This window comes from Paenibacillus vortex V453 (assembly GCF_000193415.1).
GTDB lineage: Bacteria > Bacillota > Bacilli > Paenibacillales > Paenibacillaceae > Paenibacillus_AQ > Paenibacillus_AQ glucanolyticus.
The window spans coordinates 356359-375317 of record NZ_ADHJ01000014.1 but is presented as its reverse complement, the minus strand read 5'-3'; the positions used below and the strand labels follow the sequence as shown (position 1 = coordinate 375317).

Below are 18959 nucleotides of genomic sequence, written 5' to 3'. Positions count from 1 at the left end.
TCCCTATTCTACCAAAGTGCAGGCACAAAAGCACCTTTTTGGGGTGCATCTTGTCAAACAAAGCGATAAAATCGTCAGATCGAAATTTCGTTAATAAATTCCGGACGGCTTACTGGCTCACTGTAGTTGCGGCTGTCCGTTCCAACCACCTCAGCCAGATCGTTCATTCGGATTTTCACCTTCGCATTTTCCGAATTTTCGGAAACCGTAAGCACGACAGCCTGCAGCAGCTCGGTCGGAACCTGCTCCCCCTGTTCAAACATGCTGTCCTGGAGCGATACGGTTACGGCGCCGTCCTCCCCTGTTTCAATGGATGCAACGGTTGTGTCATCCGGAATGACTTCAACGAGTCCATCACCATACTGCGGTCCACGAATCAGCTCATTCAAGGCGGCCTGGACCGCATCTTGTCCGGTCGGAACAAGTCTTGTTACCGGTACATAGTACTGGATCCCGTCTGGCGTTAATGAGGAGAAATAAACGGTAACCGGTGAGGAAGCGGAGTATAACGCATCATCTGCCTTCTGCAAATTAATGCCCATCGCACGAGACAGCGGACGATCCAGCGGCGTGTGATTCACCGGCATCTCCGTCAGCTTGACTCCATCCACCCATACCTGCATCTGCTCAATGCCTTCATGTCCTGTCAGCGTCCACGTCAACGCCTCCAAAATTCTTCGTTCATCTGCCGCTTTATATTCCGTAAACGATTTATTAAATTCAACAACAGCCAGTTTGTTCTCCTGATCTACCGTCACATTATTGATTTGGGTACCGGCAGGCAGCACGGCCTGGAAGCCCTGTGGAACAAAGCCCGCGTAGCGCCCTCCATTCACAAGCACTTCAAGGGATTCGGCCACCTCATTGGCACCCTCGACCTTCGGAATCCCCAAGGTTACTGGTGCCAGCATTCCTCTCGTATCGGATAAATAAACCGTGGTTTGTGTGCCAATGTCGCCCTGCGCCGCTGTAGATCCGGCCGTATTCAGCATCTGCTTCTCCACTTGTGCAGGCGGTGGGTCAATCGCTTCGGATTGTTTACCGGAAAACACACCACAGCCGGACAATACGATCGGAACAGCAAGCAGCCCGGCGGCGGAAAGCCTGCGAAGATTGCGTTTGTTACTTTTCATGTATTGTTCCTCCCTAACATTTTTTTGTACAGGTTGTACTCCTATGTATACGAGCCCTTTACCAAAAAAATAACTCTCAGTTTTGCCCTTTCTGGACAAAGGGGTGCCGGAAAAAGTACAATCGTCGTAAGCATCTTCATCAACCCACAAAAATGAGGTGAGTTCCATCATGGCAGAAAACGATACAAATATCCCTTACAGTCTGAACAGCAAAAAGGTAGCAGAAGCAACACGGAGCCTGCTGCATGAGCGTGGAATCAAATTGGAGGAAATCGCAGAGCTGGTAATGATCCTTCAAAAGAAATACTATCCGAATTTGACGATGGAAGAATGCATCGAAAATGTGGATGCCGTGCTCAGCAAACGCGAGGTGCAAAATGCGGTATTGACCGGAATCCAACTGGATATTTTGGCGGAGGAGGGCAACCTCATCTCTCCGCTTCAGGAAATGCTGGCCAATGATGAAGGGCTATATGGCGTGGATGAGGTTCTGGCATTTTCCATCGTTAACGTGTACGGTAGCATCGGCTTCACCAATTACGGGTATATCGACAAACTCAAGCCCGGCATTCTGGAGCAATTGAATGATAAATCAAGCGGCAGGGTCCATACCTTCCTGGACGATATCGTCGGTGCGGTTGCCGCAGCCGCCAGCAGCCGGATCGCCCATCGCAAGCAAGCGGACCGGGAGATCGAGTTGTACGGCACGACCGAAGAACTCCCCAAAGAATAAACCATTTCAAAAAGGAGATTCGCAGCTATCGCGAATCTCCTTTTTTATCGCCTATCAATTGGACTCCTCCACCTTGACCTAATCGAAGGAGCCCGGTAATTTCAAAGAATCATAGACGATAGCGCGCTTACCGAAATCTAAGCTTCTCCAGGCTTGGAGATGAGTTCCTTCTATAATAAAGAGGCTCATCTTCGGCTATGAAAAATCGGGCTGTCCAATTGCATAAAACGGTAAATCTATCTAGTCATTTTTGCAAGCCTCAATCATATCCTATGATGAAGAACAATCCAATAGAGCACTTATGGATACCCCGCCAATCTCTATGACGGGGTTCTTTTTTTGTCAGAAAAATAGTAGACTACCTGTTCATACTGACCTTTACGGAAGCAATGTCCCAGATGTCGGATGCATAGCGGTGAATGGTATTGTCGCTGGAGAAATGACCCGAATGGGCAATATTGATAATTGACTTCTCGGTCCAGGCCCTGGCATTCAGATAGACGTCATCGATATCCGCCTGGGTCGCAACATAGCTGGAAAAGTCCTCCAATACAAAAAATTCATCATTGTGATCCAGCAGGGACTGCAGGATCTGACCGAATTCCAGCTCGTGACAGCAGAACGGGCCTGAGGATATTAATTGATCCAGCACACGGGCGATTCTCGAATCCTGCGCATACCTCTCTCTGGCTACATACGCCCCGGTCCGGTAATATTCCAGCACATCCGCAAGTTCCAGACCAAACAGGAACATATTATCTCTGCCCAGCAGCTCAAACATCTCCACATTCGCTCCATCCAGCGTACCGATGGTCAATGCGCCATTCATCATAAATTTCATGTTACCCGTGCCGGATGCCTCCTTGCCGGCGGTTGATATCTGCTCGCTCACATCGGCAGCGGGAATAATCTTCTCGGCAAGCGAGACCGAATAATTCTCGAGAAACAGCACTTGAAGTTTGTCATTTACCTCCGAATCGTGATTAACGACATCCGCTACGACATTAATTAACTTGATGATGCTTTTGGCTAAATAGTAACCCGGCGCTGCCTTCGCCCCAAAAATGACGGTACGCGGTACACGATCTGCCCCCGGCTGATCCTTAATCTCGTTATAAGCATGGATGACACGCAAAATGTTCAGCAGCTGCCGCTTGTAGCCATGGAGCCGCTTAACATGGACATCAAATATCGAATCAGGATTAATCTGTATCCCTTGTTTATGGGCAATATAGTCCGCAAGCCGTTCTTTATTGCTCCGTTTGATTCGCTGAATTCCTTGCTGAAAGGCAGAATCCGTCTTTAATGACTGAAGCTGTATCAGTTGAACGGGATCCGTGATCCACGAGGTACCGATGCCTTCGCTGATGAGCTGGCTCAATCCCGGATTGCTGTGCATGAGCCAGCGGCGGTGGGTAATCCCGTTGGTCTTGTTGCTGAACCGCTCCGGATACAGCTCATATTGCGGTTTCATCACCTGCGTCTTAAGCAGTTCAGTATGCAGAGCTGCTACGCCGTTCACATGATAGCTTCCCACGATGGCCAGATTGGCCATTCGTATCTGATCGCTCTCCACAATCGCGAGCTGTGAAATACGCTCTTGGTCGCCTGGATAACGATCCAGCAGCATGCTGCAGAAGCGTTTGTTGATCTCTTCAATGATCATGTAAACGCGAGGCAGCAGCTCTCTGACCATACCAGCCGGCCATTTTTCCAATGCTTCGCTCAGCAGGGTATGATTGGTATAGGACACGGTCCGGCTCGTAATGTCCCAAGCCTCATCCCAACCCAAACCCTTGTCGTCAACAAGAATCCGCATCAGCTCGGGTATGACCAGTGTAGGGTGTGTATCATTAATATGAATTGCGACATATTCCGGCAGCTCACGATACATCAGCCCCAGCTTGTCAAACGTTCTGAGGATGCTCTGAACCCCCGCGGAACAGAGAAAGTACTGCTGCTTCAGCCGCAGAAGCTTGCCTTCGTAAGTCCGAATCATCCGGGTACAAAAATTCCGATATGGATTCAACCGACCTGTTATATTCTAAAAATTTATAATAGCTGTTATGTTGATTGGCCGTACGGATTCTGGACAAATCCGTTGCCGATTCGGCGCTCCACAGGCGCAATGTATTCACCTGCCCCTCGCCATAACCGATCACAGGCACATCATAAGGGACGGCCAGAACACGTTCGTAGTCCACCGTGTGAAACACCGTTCGTTCTTCCTGCATACCGATTTCCACATGACCCCAGAAGCGTACTTCCACCGCTTTGTCCGCCCGCCGCTCTTCCCAGACGTTACCCCGCTGGAGCCAATTGTCAGGCAGCTCAACCTGATAACCATCAATAATCTTCTGTTCAAACAATCCATACTTATAACGAATCCCGCATCCATGGCCTGCATAACTCAGTGATGCCAGCGAATCCAGAAAGCATGCTGCAAGACGCCCAAGCCCCCCGTTGCCGAGACCTGCATCCGGCTCCTGCTCCTCAATCTCTTCCAAATTCCAGCCCAGCTCCAGCAGACCGCTCCGGACCATGTCCAGCACGCCGAGATTCAGCAGATTGTTTCCCATCAGCCGCCCGATCAAAAATTCCAGCGAGAAGTAATATACTTGTTTCTGCGCTGTATCCCGGTAGGTCCGATTGGCTGCCGCCCATTGCCGTCCGACATACTCCCGGATCATGCCCCCGAGTATTTTATAAACATCCTCAGGCGCTGCTTCCTCAAGCCCCTTCCCCAAACGACTCACCAATTGCTCCGTAAAGACCTGCTTGAATGTTTCCTTGTTGTTAAACAAAAGAAAGTTCCTCCTGACGGACTCGTTTTATTTTTGATATCAGATGGAGATGTCCTTGGCAATTACAAAGGGCTTGCGAAAATCGCCCTGAAGTTTATGATCCCGCGAGATGATCACGTCTTTATCGAGTATGACGTTCTCAAGCCTTACGTTTTCACCAATAACGCACTTTTGCATAATAATCGAATTGTGAATGCTCGCACCTCTTTTTACCTGTACCCCTCGAAACAGAATGCTGTTCTTGACTTCCCCATCGATCTGACAACCGTTGGCTACCAGCGCATTGCTTACATCGGCGGAGTTCAAATATTTTGCCGGAACCTCGTACTTGATTTTGGTGTGAACAGACTGCTTGCGAAACAAGCTGTTGTATGCCGTGGGGTTGAGAAGATTCATGCTGGTGCGGTAATAGCTTTCAAGCGAGTTGATCACCGCATGATATCCGCGATATTCGTACCCTGCAATATTCAGCTTATGACGGTTGCGCATGATCGCATCCCGAAAGAAATTGCTGCCGCCATGGGCTATGCAATGATCCGCCATCTCAAGAAACAACGATTTCTCCATCACAAACAATTCCATGTAGACCCCATCGTGCTTGTGTTCGTAATGAATGTCCGTTACGATGCCATCCTCGTTGACATCCAGGTGTGTGCAGGAACGATGCTCATCTCTCGGCTTATCCACTCTTGTGTATACCAGTGTTACATCAGCGCCCTGCTCCAGATGGTATTCATACACCTCGTTCAAATCGACCGTACTGATATGCTGACTGCCGGAATGCACGATATATTTTGCAGCCCCCCGCTCAAAGAAATCCAGATTGTTATAAATATGTCGCAGCTCGCCGGCGGACACATCCGTCTCATCATTCCAATCCGGTGGAAGGATGAATAAGCCGCCCCGCTTACGATGCATATCCCACGGACGACCTTCACCGAGATGATCCATCAAGGATCGGTATTTCCGGCGAACGAAGAGCGCGATATCCTGGATGCCGGCATGCATCATGTTCGACATCACAAAGTCAATCAAGCGATACCTGCTCGCAAAAGGCACAGCCGCACCGCAGCGGTAATACGTCAATTCATTCAGCACATCCCGTTCATGCTCCAAATTAATAATCCCCATGAGTTCTCTCATCTGCGATCCCGTCCTAACCTTGATTAATGTGGGACGAAGACGATTGAAGCAGCTTCAGCACGTCTTCATCATTACCGCTTACAAGCACGATCTGGGATGGATCTTCCGGAGGCGGACCGATGGTTGTATGGTCTTCAATGACCATATCCTCGGTCACGATGGCACGGTGTATGCGAACATGGCTGCCAATACGCACCTTGGGCATGATAACCGAATCGGTGATGACACTGCCTTCCCCTATCTCAACGCCATAAAAGAGGACCGAGTGCTCCACCTCGCCGCATACGGTGCAGCCTTCATTAATCATGCTGTTCCGCACGACCGCGGTTGGCGAAATATACTCTGCCGGCTGATTCGGATTCCGGGTGTAAATCCGCCATAACGGATCGTTTAAGTCCAGCTTGGGCTTCTCGCTGAGCAGATCCATATTGGCTTCCCATAGGCTTTGGATCGTGCCGACATCCTTCCAATACCCGTCGAATGGATAGGCGTACAGCGTTTTCCCGTCATCCAGCATATTCGGCAGAATGTCTTTGCCAAAATCATGACTCGTTCCCGGAAGCTCCGCATTCTGCAGTAAGTAGGATCGCAGCAGCTTCCAGCGGAACAGATATACGCCCATGGAAGCTGTAGTGCTCTTGGGCTGTGCCGGCTTCTCCTCGAATTCATAAATCCGGTAGTTCTCATCCGTATTCACCATGCCGAATCGCTTCGCTTCGTCCAGACTGACTTCAATGACAGAGATGGTGCAATCCGCATCCTTCTCCTTGTGGTAAGCCAGCATGCGGTCGTAATCCATCTTGTAGATGTGGTCTCCTGATAAAATAAGGACGTGCTCGGGATCATACTGATCAATAAACTTGAGGTTACGGAAGATTGCATCTGCCGTCCCGCGGTACCAGGTAGTCCCGTCTTCGCGTTCATGGGGCGGCAGCACGAATACGCCCCCATTCAGCCGGTCCATATCCCAGTCGCTGCCTACACCGATGTAGGAATGCAGCACCAGCGGCTCATACTGCGTGAGCACACCGACGGTGTCAATTCCAGAATGGGAGCAGTTGCTGAGGGGAAAATCAATAATCCGGTATGTACCCCCAAAATAAACAGCCGGCTTCGCCAGTGTCTTTGTCAGACCCTTCAGCCGTTTGCCTTGACCTCCTGCGAGCAGCATGGCAACCACATCTTTTTTCTTCATGGCAGATTCTCCTTTTCAGGGGCTTATGAGATACGAATCCTATAACATGAAAATTGCAGATTGAAACCCAAGTAATGGAGTGGATCATGGTGGTCAATGATTAAGACTAAAGATGATACAAGAGGGAATGCTTGCGCTTATACAGCACAGGTAACATTAAATATATGCGGGTTATTAGAAAACTCTGACTCCGGATAACGAAGGATCCCCCTAAGTTGAAGCGCTTTCCTATCCTAAGAATGTACTCTGCTGCTGTCTTACAGGGGATGTACCTACCAAGCATCCAGACGCAGCGGTTCGAGACGCTTTTTGCGGGGTATCCCATAGCGGATGCTCCACAACGTATCCCTTCTGATCTATTAAACAAAAAACCGCCCTTTCTACGCATGATGGAAGCAAACGTACAAGCAGACGGTTTATTCATGTCTTGATTATATCAGGAATGCCGCTATTTCCGCACAGAAAAATAGCACATTCCGTCCTCGTGTTCCACCATCTCGGCTTCCCTGCGATCGGTGAGCTCGGCAAGATGGGCAAGCGCTTCGCACATGGCAAAGCGCAGCTGGTGGATGCCGAGCTTATCGCCGAAGAGGGCGGTGCAGACCTCGAAGGCGGTTAGCCGTCCGGCTGCGCCCAGCATGCCGGCGATTGCCATCAGGCGCTCCTCGTGATGAACGAGGAGCGTGTCGATCCGTTCACGGACATACGTGAACGGGTGGCGGTGTCCGGGATACGCAGTCCGGACATGCAGTTCCCGCAGGCGGCGCAGCCCTGCGAGGAAGAGCGCCAGCGGCCCGGCGTCGCTGCCGGGCAGCAGGCTGACGTTGGGCGAGATTTGCGGCAGCACGGCATCGCCGCAGAGCAGAACGCCGCTGTCGGCATGGAAGAACGACAGATGCCCCGGAGCATGGCCTGCGGTTTGGACCGGTATCCATATCCGGCTCCCCATCCGGAAAGGCAGGTCCTCCCCGATGTACGAGACTTGCGGCTGCGGCGTAACTTGGGGGAAGAAGCTGTTCAGATGCTCCGGCAGCTGGTCAAGCCAGGATTCCGGCATGCCATGCAGCCCAAAGAACGACGGAAGCGCGCTGTCCATAGTAGAATCCGGGCCCCACATCAGCATCGCTTCCTGATGGGCACGCTCGGACATCCAGACCTTCGCACCGGTGCGCTCCTGAAACCATCCGGCCAGCCCATAGTGATCCGGATGATGGTGAGTCAGCACAATCGAGACGATGTCGCTGATTCCGATATCGAGCTGCTCCAGCGCAGCCTGCCATTCCTGCTCCGAGGAGTCCGTACGCGGGCCTGGGTCAAGGATGGTGACACCATCATCTCCCCGCAGCACATAACTGTTCACCCAGCGCAAAGGATTAGACAGCGTAATTCTTCACCTGACTGAGCTGATGCTCTTCTATATGATTAATCCCGGGGATTTGTCCCTTCTCTTCCTGATTCATCGTAGATGCAACCTCCATCTGCATTGTGGCTTCAAAACCTGACCCTTTCATCATAAGCTTGTAATCGGGATATGTATACAAAAGGCTGAGCTCGTTGGGAGCGGTGTTCAAAGAAGAAGGCACCCCCGTATGGCCCATACCATCTTGGAGATGCCTTTTCTTTCGCGCCCCTCCAAGTCCCTCACAGGGACTTGCACCGCCGCCGACTTCCTTCCACACACCCTTTTTCCCCAGGCTCATCCTTCCACTCCACTCCAACTCAATGAACGCTCGACTTATACTGGGAAGGGGTAACGCCGGTCCACTTCTTAAAGGTGGAGCTGAAGTGCCGCTCCTCCTGATAGCCGACCAGGCGAGCGACGGCGTAGATTTTCAAATTTCGCTGGAGCAGCTCCTTAGCTTTCTCAATCCGGTATTGATGCAGGTAATCCAGAAAATTGACGCCGAGCTCCTGCTTGAACAGGGAGCTTAAATAAGTATTGGAGATATAAGCCTCGCGGGCGACCGCCTCCAGTGTAAGGTTGGTATTGTATTTCTCCTTGATCAGCTCCAGTACGGACTGTACCGTACGGTGCAGGGTACGGTTGGAGGAGCAGGCTTCCACAAGATGCTGCATGATTTTTTTCACGATGGTAGCCAGCTCTTCCAATGTCTCTACTTGCGGCAGCTGTTCCATCGAATTCACCAGTTGGTTCTTCCACTCAAACGCCCCGATCCGGTGCTCCTTGGCGATTCTTTGCAGACTGATCATAAACGTTGTCGCCCGCAGGTTCACCTCCTGCTTGCTGTAATGGGATTGTGTCTTAAACATCTCCAGCCATGCGTCCAGTTGATCAAGTGCCTGCTCGAAACTTCCATGCCGCAAGTAATCCAGCATCTCCATTTCACATAAGTCAAATCTCTCATTATCCAGAATGGATGTGGACTCCGTACTATTATCATATCCGCTATCTTCGCCCCGCAGCTTCTCGGAATAGAAGAACACGCCGCCTCTGCCTTGATAGAAACGGGACTCCATCGCCTGAACCGACTCCTGATAGGAATCGTGGGCCTGATTGATCGATGCCTTCCATGAACCTAATGCAATACTGACGGTCATCTTTAAATATTTCTCCAAATTTCCCTGCAGCACCCGGATTTGGGGCTCTAATCTTTCTTGGGACGGAGCCGTGATCAACGATGTGTTGGCCGAGCCTCTTCTGCCCCTCTCCGCCATGCTGGCGACCCACAACAGATCGTTGCCTTCCTGGAACACTTCGATCCGCCCGCCATATACATTGTCCAGTGTTTCCTTCACAATGTTAACTGCCGCGTAGCGAAGAAGAACGACATCCCGTTCATCCAATGGAATTTGAGACGTATCCACGCGAATTAGTCCTACCTGAACACCTGCATTCTGGATATCCATCTGCAGCTCCAGCATGAGTCGGCCCCTGTCCTCCAGCGGAACAGCGGGATACCGTGTCCATTGGGACAGGACCTGACTCTTCATTAATGGAATGTTGCGGTTCCAGGATTGGTCCCTTTCCTTAAGCCTGGATTCGCGCGCTTCCTGGAACTCTGCCGCCTTCTTAGCCTCCAGCACTGTCCTAAGAATCTCTTCCGGGCGGCAAGGCTTCAGTATAAAATCGGAAGCGCCAAGTCGAATGGCTTGTTTGGCATAACTGAATTCATTATATCCGCTAAGAATGATCGGCCTGAACTTAAACCCGCGAGACTGCGCCTGCTCGATCAGTTCCAGTCCATCCATATGGGGCATCCGAATATCCGTCAGCAAAATGTCCGGGCTGCAGCTTTCCATGATTGACAACGCCTCGCTGCCGTTTCCCGCTTCCCCGCAAATGACAATCCCGTGGGATTCCCAATCAATTAACCGCACCATTCCCTCTCTTACCGATATCTCATCTTCCGCTATGAGCAGTTTCATAAACAGATCAATCCCCTTTCCTCTCCAGATGGATGACGGCACAGGTTCCTTTGCCTTCCCTGCTATCCAGTTCAAGGTAGGCACCGGATTGGAACAATCTCAGCCGATCCTGAATATTCAAAAGCGCGAACCCGGTTCGCAGCTCATCTTCCTTAGCCTCCAAACTGCGGTTCTCCACCCGCTGCAAGCCGGAAAGCAGCTTATGCAGCTGCGACTCTGTCATCCCGATCCCGTTATCCAGCACCTCCAGCACCACCGAATTGTCAAACCCGTACGCCTTCAGGGTAATAAAACCGTTCCCGTTCAGCGGCTCAATCCCGTGTATGATCGCATTTTCGGCCAGAGGCTGCAGAATAAGCTTGGGTATCATAAAGGAGGAAACCTCCTCGGCAATCTCAATCGAAAAATCAAACCGGTCCATAAAGCGGCGCTTCTGTAAAAATAAATAATTCCGCACCAGCTCCATTTCCTGTTCAATTGTGAAGAAATCCTTGCCGTCGTTCAGACTGAGCCGGAATACCTGGGATAAGGAGTACACCATGTCCGCTATATCCTTCTCGCCCTTTCTCTCGGCCGTCCAGCTGATCGTATTCAGTGTGTTGTATAGAAAATGGGGGGATATTTGCGCTTGCAGCGTTTTCAGTTCCGCTTCCTTCTGCTTCAACTGCGTAGCATACACATCATCGATTAATACCTTGATCCGCTGAACCATCGCATTGTATCCGGTCCCGAGCTCCCCGATCTCATCCTGTCCGGTAAAATGCACCCGCTGCGTAAAATCCCCCGTCTGGAGCTTGCGCATGGAGCGCGAAAGCTTCATCAGCGGCTTCGTAATCATATTGGACAACAACCACGTGATGACAAGACTAATCAAGAAACAAAGAACCGCCACGGCGACCGTCAGCTGTCCGATCCGTCCCAGCTCACTCACCAGCTTCTCCCTTGTATTGACCACAACGACATGCCAGCCCGTACTCGGAGAAATCGTCTGTGTAATCATCCAATCCGGCGATTCCTTCCACAGCCCCAGTCTCTCTTCCGTTGAGAACCTTGTTTGAGCCGCTTTCGTCCCGTTATAGGGTAGCTCTGTGTCATATTTTCCGATCCAGCGCTGATCCGTAGCTGTAATGATGAGCCCGTCTTCGCTAATGACAAACATCTCGGTTGCAAGCGTGGGCTGGCCCAGATACAATCGGCCGATACGGGCTGCGTCCACGCCAATCATAATCAGCCCTGCCGGTTTCAAGTTATAGATGTTGCCGATGACGCGCGACAGAACGATTTTGTGATAATGATCCCCGACAAAAATATCGTCCGACGGCTTCACCAACCCATAGACGGGACTGCCCTTAGCCTTGAGCGCAGCTTCATAATAGGGACCCTCCATAAAATGGGACAATGTCATCGCACTCGTAATTCCCGCCTGATTGGTTGCGAAACGGTTCCGAAATGTTCGTAGCCGGGTTTCAGCGTGTATAATATCATACGATTGGATCGGAATCGCTGGCAACCATCATATTGGAGATGGTTTTGAAAGCTTTTTGCCGTTCCGCAGGTTGATAATCGGATTCCAGCAGTCTCTGTATCTCATCATCCAAAAAGAGGTTGTTGGAGAAAAACAGCATTTCTTTTGCGACACTGTCGATCTGATCGGCTGTTTTTTGAGTGAGCTGATTCTGGGTCTGCTTCATCTTGTCCATCACTTCATTGGACGATATTTCATAAGCGATCCATCCCATAGCAACGATAGTTGCCATCAGAAGCGGAACGAACCAGAACAGCAGCTTAAACCGGATCGGCATGCCGGCATACCACCGCTTGTATCGTGGGGTGTCCTTCATGAATGCAATCACCTGTTTTCAGAAGAATATGTGAAGGATTGAAATTACTGTTATTATAGCGGATTCCTTCTGCAAAAAGTTGCGCTCCATCCCAACACCTGAAAAATGCATACATCCATCTGAAATTTTCGGCATGTTGCACACTTCCTCTGCCCGGTATGATGAATCTTGCAAGCTGAAAAATATCAATAAAGGTGGGTTAACCAAATGAAACCTATGAGATTATGGCTGCTGACCGTTATCATGGCTGTCCTTCTGGCAGGCTGCGGCGGCTCCGGCGGAACCACTGCAACCGACCCGGGATCGAATCCGAAACCGGATGAAGCCGGTACAGATCAAGGCACGAAGACCGAGGAAGCAGTAACATTGAAGATGTTCACAGCTTATGCTGACCGCGCGAACGGCCCGGGAAAAATAGAACAGGAAATCATTGACGCCTACATGCAGGAAAACCCGAATGTACAAAATCGAGGTTGAGGCATTGCAGGATGAGCCGTACAAAGACCAAAATCAAAGTGTATGCCTCCACGAACCAGCTGCCGGACATTATTCAGGCATGGGGACAACCATCCTTCCTCTCCCCGCTGCTCGACAACGACATGCTGCTCGAATTGAATCCGGCTGACTTTGATGGGAGTCATTTTGTTGCCGGTTCGGTTGACGGCTTCAGCAAAGATGGAAAAATGTACGGGATTCCCCGGAATACGGACTATGCCGTTCTCTATTACAACAAGAAGATTTTTGACGATAACGGCTTGAAGGTGCCCACCACGGTGTCGGAGCTGCTGGATGTCGTGAAACAGCTGCGGGCCAAGGACATTAACCCTGTAGCGATTAACGGGATGGAAGGCTGGACGCTGCCGATTATGTTCGATTACTATGCACAGCGTGCAAGCGGCGATTTTACACTCATGGATAAAGCCTTTAACGGCGAAATTTCTTTTACGGATCCCGGCCTTATTCAGGGGGCAACAGATATGCTGGCTTTTGCTGAAGCCAAAGGCTTTGCAGATGGCTGGCTGACAGCTGATTACGGCACGGCCAGAAATCTGTTTGGACAAGGACAGGCGGCGATGTTTTTCATGGGGAACTGGGAAGCGAGCTTGGCTACCGATGAGAACTTCTCCGAGGAGTTCCGTCAAAATGTCGGCGCCATCTCCTTCCCTGCATCCGACAAGGGCGCGCAATCGGACATTGCAGCATGGTATGGCGGCGGTTACGCCATCTCCAAGAACACCAAGCATGCGGATGCTGCTATCGCATTCATGAAATACTTCTTCACACCGGATAACTGGACCAAAAAAAGTATGGCAATCGGGCGCAGGCACGCCAGCGCAAAAGTTCGATCCATACTTAACGGGTGAAGAGACCGAGCTGCAGAAGCAGCTGATCGATATTTTCACCAATATGACATCGTCAGCCGGCACGCCGCTTCAGGACATTTCCAGCGATGAATTCAAGCAAAAATCGATGGAAATCCATCAGCAGCTGCTGTCTGGCAAAATCACGCCAGAGCAATTCGCCAAGGATCTGGATGCCGCAGCTGCTAAAGCAAACGGCAAATAATAATAATGAAAAAACAGGAGCGTTCCAGCAAGGTCTATCAGACCGGTGGGTGGGGCGCTCTTTTTTTCGTCTTGAACAAATTTTTATATGAGACGGAGGATTTTTTTACCTTTGTATGGAATAAATATACTTAGATCTGTTTACATTTGTAAACATAATCAATAAAGGAGGGTGAAATAAGCATGGATCAGGAGTTCCGCAAGAAGATGTTTCGGGGAGCCAAGATTGAAGACACCATCCTAGAGCTGGAGAAGCTGAGCCTGTTATGCGAGAGCTACATGGACAAGAGTGAATCCATTGACCGTCAACGGTTCTATGAAGGAATGGCTATCGCCTATACCACTGTCGCTCTAAAGCTGAAAGGAGAGTTTGATTATATTGATCGGGACGTGATCGGTCATCTCTACGAAGCAGCTGCACATAACAAACCCCAGGAACCATCAGCACCTGTTCATACCGGGTCTTGCTCATTCTGCAATCGGAGCAAGGATGAAGTCGGACCATTGGCTCTCGGACCTGGAGTGTCCATCTGTGGGGAATGCCTGGAATTTGGCAAAGAAGTCATGGGAGCGCCACAACCCTGATTCTAAAATTCACCTTGTAACTAGGAGGATCAAGCTTTTTGTCCAGTCGGTTGAATGGGCCACGATTCATCCTTGCCAACATTCGATGTAGATACTTTAAATAGAATCCTCCTTTTGCGATCTAACAGATCGATGAAAAGGGGGATTCTTGCTCTGCCTTTTAGCGCATGAACATCCCCTTATTTACAGGTTTATCATCCGGTAGATGATAACCACCCTTTCGTCTTGGTCGCATAGGCCGCGAATGAAGGTCTCGATTCTTCAGATGAAGTACGCTGTTTTTACAAATTCCCGTTCTTAATTTGTTTCGCCGGGGATCTTGACTCTCTCGCCGTCATGCTAGGAATCGGAGGCTAATCCGCGTTGTAATGGTCTGATAAAACAACCTCTGAAAAATGAATACACTCATCGTAAATTTCCGGCATGTTCACTGCCCTCCGCGCTCGGATACGATAGCAGTATCGGATATTGGGGGCTGCGGAAAGCGTTCGGCCCCCCAAGTTTATGAAGAACGGAGATGTTGAACACCATGCACAAAGTACTCAGTGACAAAAAAGCGATCTTTCTGCTCATCGCTCCGGGCTTGATCTTGTTTGTATTCATGATCTGCATCCCGATTTTCATGAGCGCTTATTACGGCTCCACTGATTGGAGCGGCATCGGTCAGTACCAATATGTGGGCCTGAGTAATTATAAGGAGATCCTGTTCGAGGATCCTGTATTTTGGAATTCACTCTGGAATGCACTGCTGCTCACGGCTGCCACGCTTGTGATTCAGCATCCGATTGCCATCCTGCTCGCCATCTTCCTTACGCATTGCGGTAAATACGAGAAGATATTCCGGACCATTTTTTTCATCCCGGCCGTCATCTCGATTGTCGTCACCGCCAAGCTGTGGAGTGGCATTTTCCATCCCAATTACGGATTGCTCAACAAATTCCTTGAGGGCATCGGGCTCGGCGTATTGAAGCATGATTGGCTCGGCGATCCGAACACCGCCATCTGGTGCATTATTGTGGTTGTCATGTGGCAAGGGTTTGGATATGCGCTGCTGCTGTACTACTCCGGCCTGCAAGGTATTCCCAAGGATTTGGGGGAAGCCGCCAAAATCGATGGCGCAACCCATACACAGCTGTACAGCCGGATTATGATTCCGCTGCTGGCTCCCATGATGCGGGTAGCCATCATCATTGCGGTCACCACCTGCCTTAAACAGATGGAAACCGTATTTCTGATGACGAACGGCGGACCAGCCAACAGCACGCAGTTCTTGGGCAACTATATTTACAAAGTCGCTTTCTCCTCATCCCTTTATGGATACGGGAATGCCATTTCGGTGCTGTTCATCGTGTTCTGCCTGATTCTTACGGTTGTGCTGAATAAAGCTTTGAAAAAAGATATCGGGGAATTTTAAAAGGAGGGGTTACCGTTGTTTTCAACCATACAGCCATCAGCTCAAAAACCGCAGACTAAACCTGCTTCAAGCCGGATTGTCCGGCGCAGCCCCTGGCCTAGACTAGCACTGTTTGCATTTATGATCGTTGTTGCCTTGATCCAGCTCTTCCCATTAATCTGGCTGGTCGATTACTCGCTGCTGAAGAGCGGGGATTTCTTCGGAAAAAACTTTCTGGTATGGCCCGATCCGCCCCAATGGGCAAACTATAAAAATGCGTTCACCTATGGCCGTGTGCCATTATTCTTCTTTAACAGCCTGCTGGTTACCGTTATCACGGTTGCGGCTTCGGCCGTGCTGGCACTCATGATGGGTTATGCCTTTACCCGGATGAAATGGAAGCTGAGCGGCTTCTTTCTCGGTTTCGTCATGCTTGGTATGATCATTCCGATTCACGCCACGCTGCTGCCGAATTTCATCCTGTTTCACAAGCTGGATATGCTGAACAATCTGTTTACCTTGATTCTTCCTTACACGGCAATTGTCATTCCGATCAGCATGTTCATCATGACCGGGTTTCTGGAGACCATTCCCCGGGCCATTGAGGAATCGGCTGTGATGGATGGCGCCGGTATATTCGGCGTTATCTTTAAGATCATCTTCCCGATCACGAAACCGGCAATCGCCACGATCTGCGTGCTGAATTTTATCAGTACGTGGAATGAGTTCATTATGGCCAACACCTTCCTCACCAGCGAGGACATCAAAACGATCCCCTTCTCCATCATGAAGTTTGCAGGAGAGTACTCCTCCAATTACGGTGCGCAATTTGCCGTTATGACCATCATCGCTCTGCCAACCATTCTGATCTATCTCCTCTTCACCGAGCAGATGACCAAGGGCATTACGGCGGGAGCAGTGAAGGGATAGGTCCTGTCTGGATGAAGCAGCAACCTAGAACCCTCGGAAGGCTGCAAGTCCTCTCACATTAGACCCCCCCCTGAAATCATGAGAGAGACAAACCTGAGGTTTGCTCCTTCTGTTTCAGGGGCGTTCTGTTTCATATATAAGTGGGTCTCATTGCGGAATTCATTCCTCAATCCCGTACCCGGGCAGCTGCCTCGCACGCACGCTGGATGGCTGCCGCGGCCGGGAGATTGACCTTAACTCCGTCTTCGACCCTATCCCATTCGACCTCGCCGGAAGCCGCGCCGCGTCCAATGATCAGGCGCTGCGGAGCGCCGTGTCGAGACTCGGCATCCTTGAACTTCACCCCGGCACGCTCATCACGGTCATCCAACAGCGGCTCCAGACCCGCCTTGATCAGCTCCTTGTATATATGCTCAGCCAGATTCATCTGGGCCTCATCCTTAACCGCAACAGGAATAACGTGAACCTGGAACGGGGCTACGGACATCGGCCAGACCAAACGCTCCCCCGAAATCCGCTGCTCGGCGATAGCAGCCATGACGCGGGAAACGCCGATACCATAGCAGCCCATAATAAGCGGTTTCTCCCGTCCATCGGAATCGAGGTACATGCCATTCATAACTTCGCTGTATTTCGTCCCCAGCTTAAAGACATGACCCAGTTCGATCCCGCGATGAAACTGAAGCGGAGCGCCACAGCGCGGACAAGGCTCTCCTTCCTTCACATTCCGGAAGTCGCCGATGTATTCCAGTGAGAAATCTTGCCCGGGGCGAACCCCCTTCAAATGAACATCAACCTGATTGGCTCCTGTTATGCCAGCTGTCATAGAGGCGACTTCGTAATCGACGAGTACTTTCAGTGACAGGCCTACCGGTCCCGCAAACCCTACCGGAGCTCCCGTCGCCTGCACCACTTCTTCGGCGCTCGCCAATTCTGCAAGCTCCGCCTTCAAGTAGGACTTCACCTTGGTTTCATTCGCTTCACGGTCACCCCGGATCAGCACGGCATACAGCTGGCCGTCCACTTGATAGATCAGTGTCTTGATCAATTGCTCCGGGCCCACTTGAAGAAAGTCCGTCAGTTCCTGGATGCTCTTCACATTCGGTGTGACTACCCGCTCGATGGCCGAATCTCCGTCGACCTTCACCGAATCCACGCTGCCCTGCCTCGCTGGAACGACGGATTCGGCACGTTCCAGATTCGCCGCATAACGGCAGTCTCTGCAGGATACAACGGTATCCTCGCCAATATCTGCAAGCGCCATAAACTCATGGGTCTCTCCTTGTCCGCCGATGGCACCGGCATCCGCTTCCACCGCCCGGAACGTCAGACCGCAGCGCTCAAAGATTCGTTCATACGCTTCATACATGCTCCGGTAGGACACATCCAGGCCCTCCCAGTCCCGGTCGAAGGAATACGCATCCTTCATCAGGAACTCCCTCCCCCGCAGGAGGCCAAAACGCGGACGCCGCTCGTCCCGGTACTTGCTCTGAATCTGGTACAGATTGACCGGCAGCTTCCGATAAGAGGAAATTTCTTGACGCACAATCGACGTGATCACTTCTTCGTGGGTCGGTCCGAGCACAAACTCCCGGTCATGACGGTCATGCAGCCTGATAAGCTCCGGACCGTAAACGTCGTACCTGCCGGATTCCTTCCACAGCTCAGCAGGTTGTACTGCCGGCATCAGCATCTCCTGTGCTCCTGCCGCATCCATTTCCTGGCGAATAATCCCCTCGATCTTTCGCAGGACCCGCCATCCGAGCGGCAGATACGAGTAGATCCCTGCCGCCGTCTGACGGATATAGCCGCCACGGAGCATCCATTGATGGCTCAGCGCCTCCGCCTCGGACGGCATATCCCTCATCGTTGTCATCAATAATTGGCTTTGCCGCATGTTCCTCATACTCCTTTTTCATCCATGAAATTACCTGCCGAACGCAAAAAAGCACATCCGCCTCCTAGGGACGAATGTGCTCGTGGTACCACCCTGATTCGATCTTGTCCGACGTATAAACCAATCTTCCAAGAAACTCAATGCGGCGGTAACGGGCCCGGGCCGGCACCGCTTGTTCACGGCGCAACTACAAGGTAGGAAGAACGCAGTCGGACGGTTGGAAGCCTTTCAGCCAAGGGCTTCTTCTCTGTCACGCCGAGGGTTGCAATTCTCATGTCCTTGATGATCGTTATTCACGGGAAATTCATTTTCCAATACATTACAGCCGGGAAACCGCAATGTCAAGCACAAAT

The 18959-nt window shown here is 50.9% G+C and carries 16 protein-coding genes and 1 pseudogene; 7 read left to right on the top strand and 10 right to left on the bottom strand.

All coding sequences use genetic code 11. From position 1 onward, the window contains the following. Nucleotides 1–74: 74 nt before the first annotated feature. Nucleotides 75–1133, bottom strand: a complete 1059-nt coding sequence (locus PVOR_RS08570; RefSeq protein ID WP_006208762.1) for a GerMN domain-containing protein — start codon at nucleotides 1131–1133, stop codon at nucleotides 75–77. A 169-nt stretch (nucleotides 1134–1302) separates the two neighbouring features. Between PVOR_RS08570 and PVOR_RS08565 the strand changes: the two genes are divergently transcribed. After that, nucleotides 1303–1866, top strand: a complete 564-nt coding sequence (locus PVOR_RS08565) for a phosphatidylglycerophosphatase A family protein (protein WP_006208761.1) — start codon at nucleotides 1303–1305, stop codon at nucleotides 1864–1866. A 358-nt stretch (nucleotides 1867–2224) separates the two neighbouring features. Here PVOR_RS08565 and PVOR_RS08560 read toward each other — a convergent pair. The 8 genes and pseudogenes from PVOR_RS08560 to PVOR_RS08525 all read right to left on the bottom strand — a co-directional run bounded on the left by PVOR_RS08560 (nucleotide 2225) and on the right by PVOR_RS08525 (nucleotide 12236). Beyond that, nucleotides 2225–4670 (bottom strand): annotated as a pseudogene (locus PVOR_RS08560) (glycogen/starch/alpha-glucan phosphorylase). 39 nt (nucleotides 4671–4709) lie between these two features. After that, entirely contained in the window at nucleotides 4710–5813 is a 1104-nt protein-coding gene (gene glgD / locus PVOR_RS08555; protein ID WP_006208758.1) for a glucose-1-phosphate adenylyltransferase subunit GlgD, read from the bottom strand. 13 nt (nucleotides 5814–5826) lie between these two features. Continuing rightward, nucleotides 5827–7008, bottom strand: coding sequence for a glucose-1-phosphate adenylyltransferase (locus PVOR_RS08550; protein ID WP_006208757.1), 1182 nt, complete (start codon nucleotides 7006–7008; stop codon nucleotides 5827–5829). Nucleotides 7009–7456: 448 nt separating this feature from the next. After that, nucleotides 7457–8368 carry an MBL fold metallo-hydrolase gene (locus tag PVOR_RS08540; protein WP_234972813.1) on the bottom strand — a complete coding sequence of 304 codons (912 nt, stop codon included), beginning with the start codon at nucleotides 8366–8368 and terminating at the stop codon, nucleotides 7457–7459. 13 nt (nucleotides 8369–8381) lie between these two features. Continuing rightward, on the bottom strand, nucleotides 8382–8708 hold the full coding sequence (locus tag PVOR_RS31550) for a hypothetical protein (RefSeq protein ID WP_006208753.1): 327 nt from the start codon (nucleotides 8706–8708) through the stop codon (nucleotides 8382–8384). A gap of 19 nt (nucleotides 8709–8727) precedes the next feature. Then, the gene (locus PVOR_RS08535; protein WP_160163981.1) at nucleotides 8728–10470 is read right to left on the bottom strand and encodes a response regulator transcription factor; all 1743 of its coding nucleotides are present in this window, start codon (nucleotides 10468–10470) and stop codon (nucleotides 8728–8730) included. Beyond that, a complete protein-coding gene (locus PVOR_RS29140; protein WP_006208751.1) occupies nucleotides 10403–11800 on the bottom strand; it encodes a cache domain-containing sensor histidine kinase in 1398 nt (465 codons plus the stop codon). The genes PVOR_RS08535 and PVOR_RS29140 overlap by 68 nt, the downstream gene beginning before the upstream one ends. Before the next feature lie 76 nt (nucleotides 11801–11876). Then, complete coding sequence (locus tag PVOR_RS08525) at nucleotides 11877–12236, bottom strand: hypothetical protein (RefSeq protein ID WP_006208750.1); 360 nt, start codon at nucleotides 12234–12236, stop codon at nucleotides 11877–11879. 207 nt (nucleotides 12237–12443) lie between these two features. Between PVOR_RS08525 and PVOR_RS29135 the strand changes: the two genes are divergently transcribed. The 6 genes from PVOR_RS29135 to PVOR_RS08505 all read left to right on the top strand — a co-directional run bounded on the left by PVOR_RS29135 (nucleotide 12444) and on the right by PVOR_RS08505 (nucleotide 16709). Further along, nucleotides 12444–12713 carry a hypothetical protein gene (locus PVOR_RS29135; RefSeq protein WP_006208749.1) on the top strand — a complete coding sequence of 90 codons (270 nt, stop codon included), beginning with the start codon at nucleotides 12444–12446 and terminating at the stop codon, nucleotides 12711–12713. Between the two features lie 11 nt (nucleotides 12714–12724). Next, nucleotides 12725–13600: an ABC transporter substrate-binding protein gene (locus tag PVOR_RS29130; protein ID WP_006208748.1), complete on the top strand. Its 876-nt coding sequence runs from the start codon at nucleotides 12725–12727 to the stop codon at nucleotides 13598–13600. 43 nt (nucleotides 13601–13643) lie between these two features. Next, nucleotides 13644–13802, top strand: coding sequence for a hypothetical protein (locus PVOR_RS30585; RefSeq protein ID WP_006208747.1), 159 nt, complete (start codon nucleotides 13644–13646; stop codon nucleotides 13800–13802). A 182-nt stretch (nucleotides 13803–13984) separates the two neighbouring features. Further along, nucleotides 13985–14386 (top strand): ClpX C4-type zinc finger protein, encoded by a 402-nt coding sequence (locus PVOR_RS08515; RefSeq protein WP_006208746.1) that lies wholly within the window; start codon nucleotides 13985–13987, stop codon nucleotides 14384–14386. A 529-nt stretch (nucleotides 14387–14915) separates the two neighbouring features. Then, the gene (locus PVOR_RS08510) at nucleotides 14916–15800 is read left to right on the top strand and encodes a carbohydrate ABC transporter permease (RefSeq protein WP_006208745.1); all 885 of its coding nucleotides are present in this window, start codon (nucleotides 14916–14918) and stop codon (nucleotides 15798–15800) included. Between the two features lie 15 nt (nucleotides 15801–15815). Next, nucleotides 15816–16709: a carbohydrate ABC transporter permease gene (locus tag PVOR_RS08505; protein WP_006208744.1), complete on the top strand. Its 894-nt coding sequence runs from the start codon at nucleotides 15816–15818 to the stop codon at nucleotides 16707–16709. A 166-nt stretch (nucleotides 16710–16875) separates the two neighbouring features. Here PVOR_RS08505 and PVOR_RS08500 read toward each other — a convergent pair whose 3' ends face one another. Further along, the gene (locus tag PVOR_RS08500; RefSeq protein WP_006208743.1) at nucleotides 16876–18606 is read right to left on the bottom strand and encodes a proline--tRNA ligase; all 1731 of its coding nucleotides are present in this window, start codon (nucleotides 18604–18606) and stop codon (nucleotides 16876–16878) included. Between the last annotated feature and the right edge of the window lie 353 nt (nucleotides 18607–18959).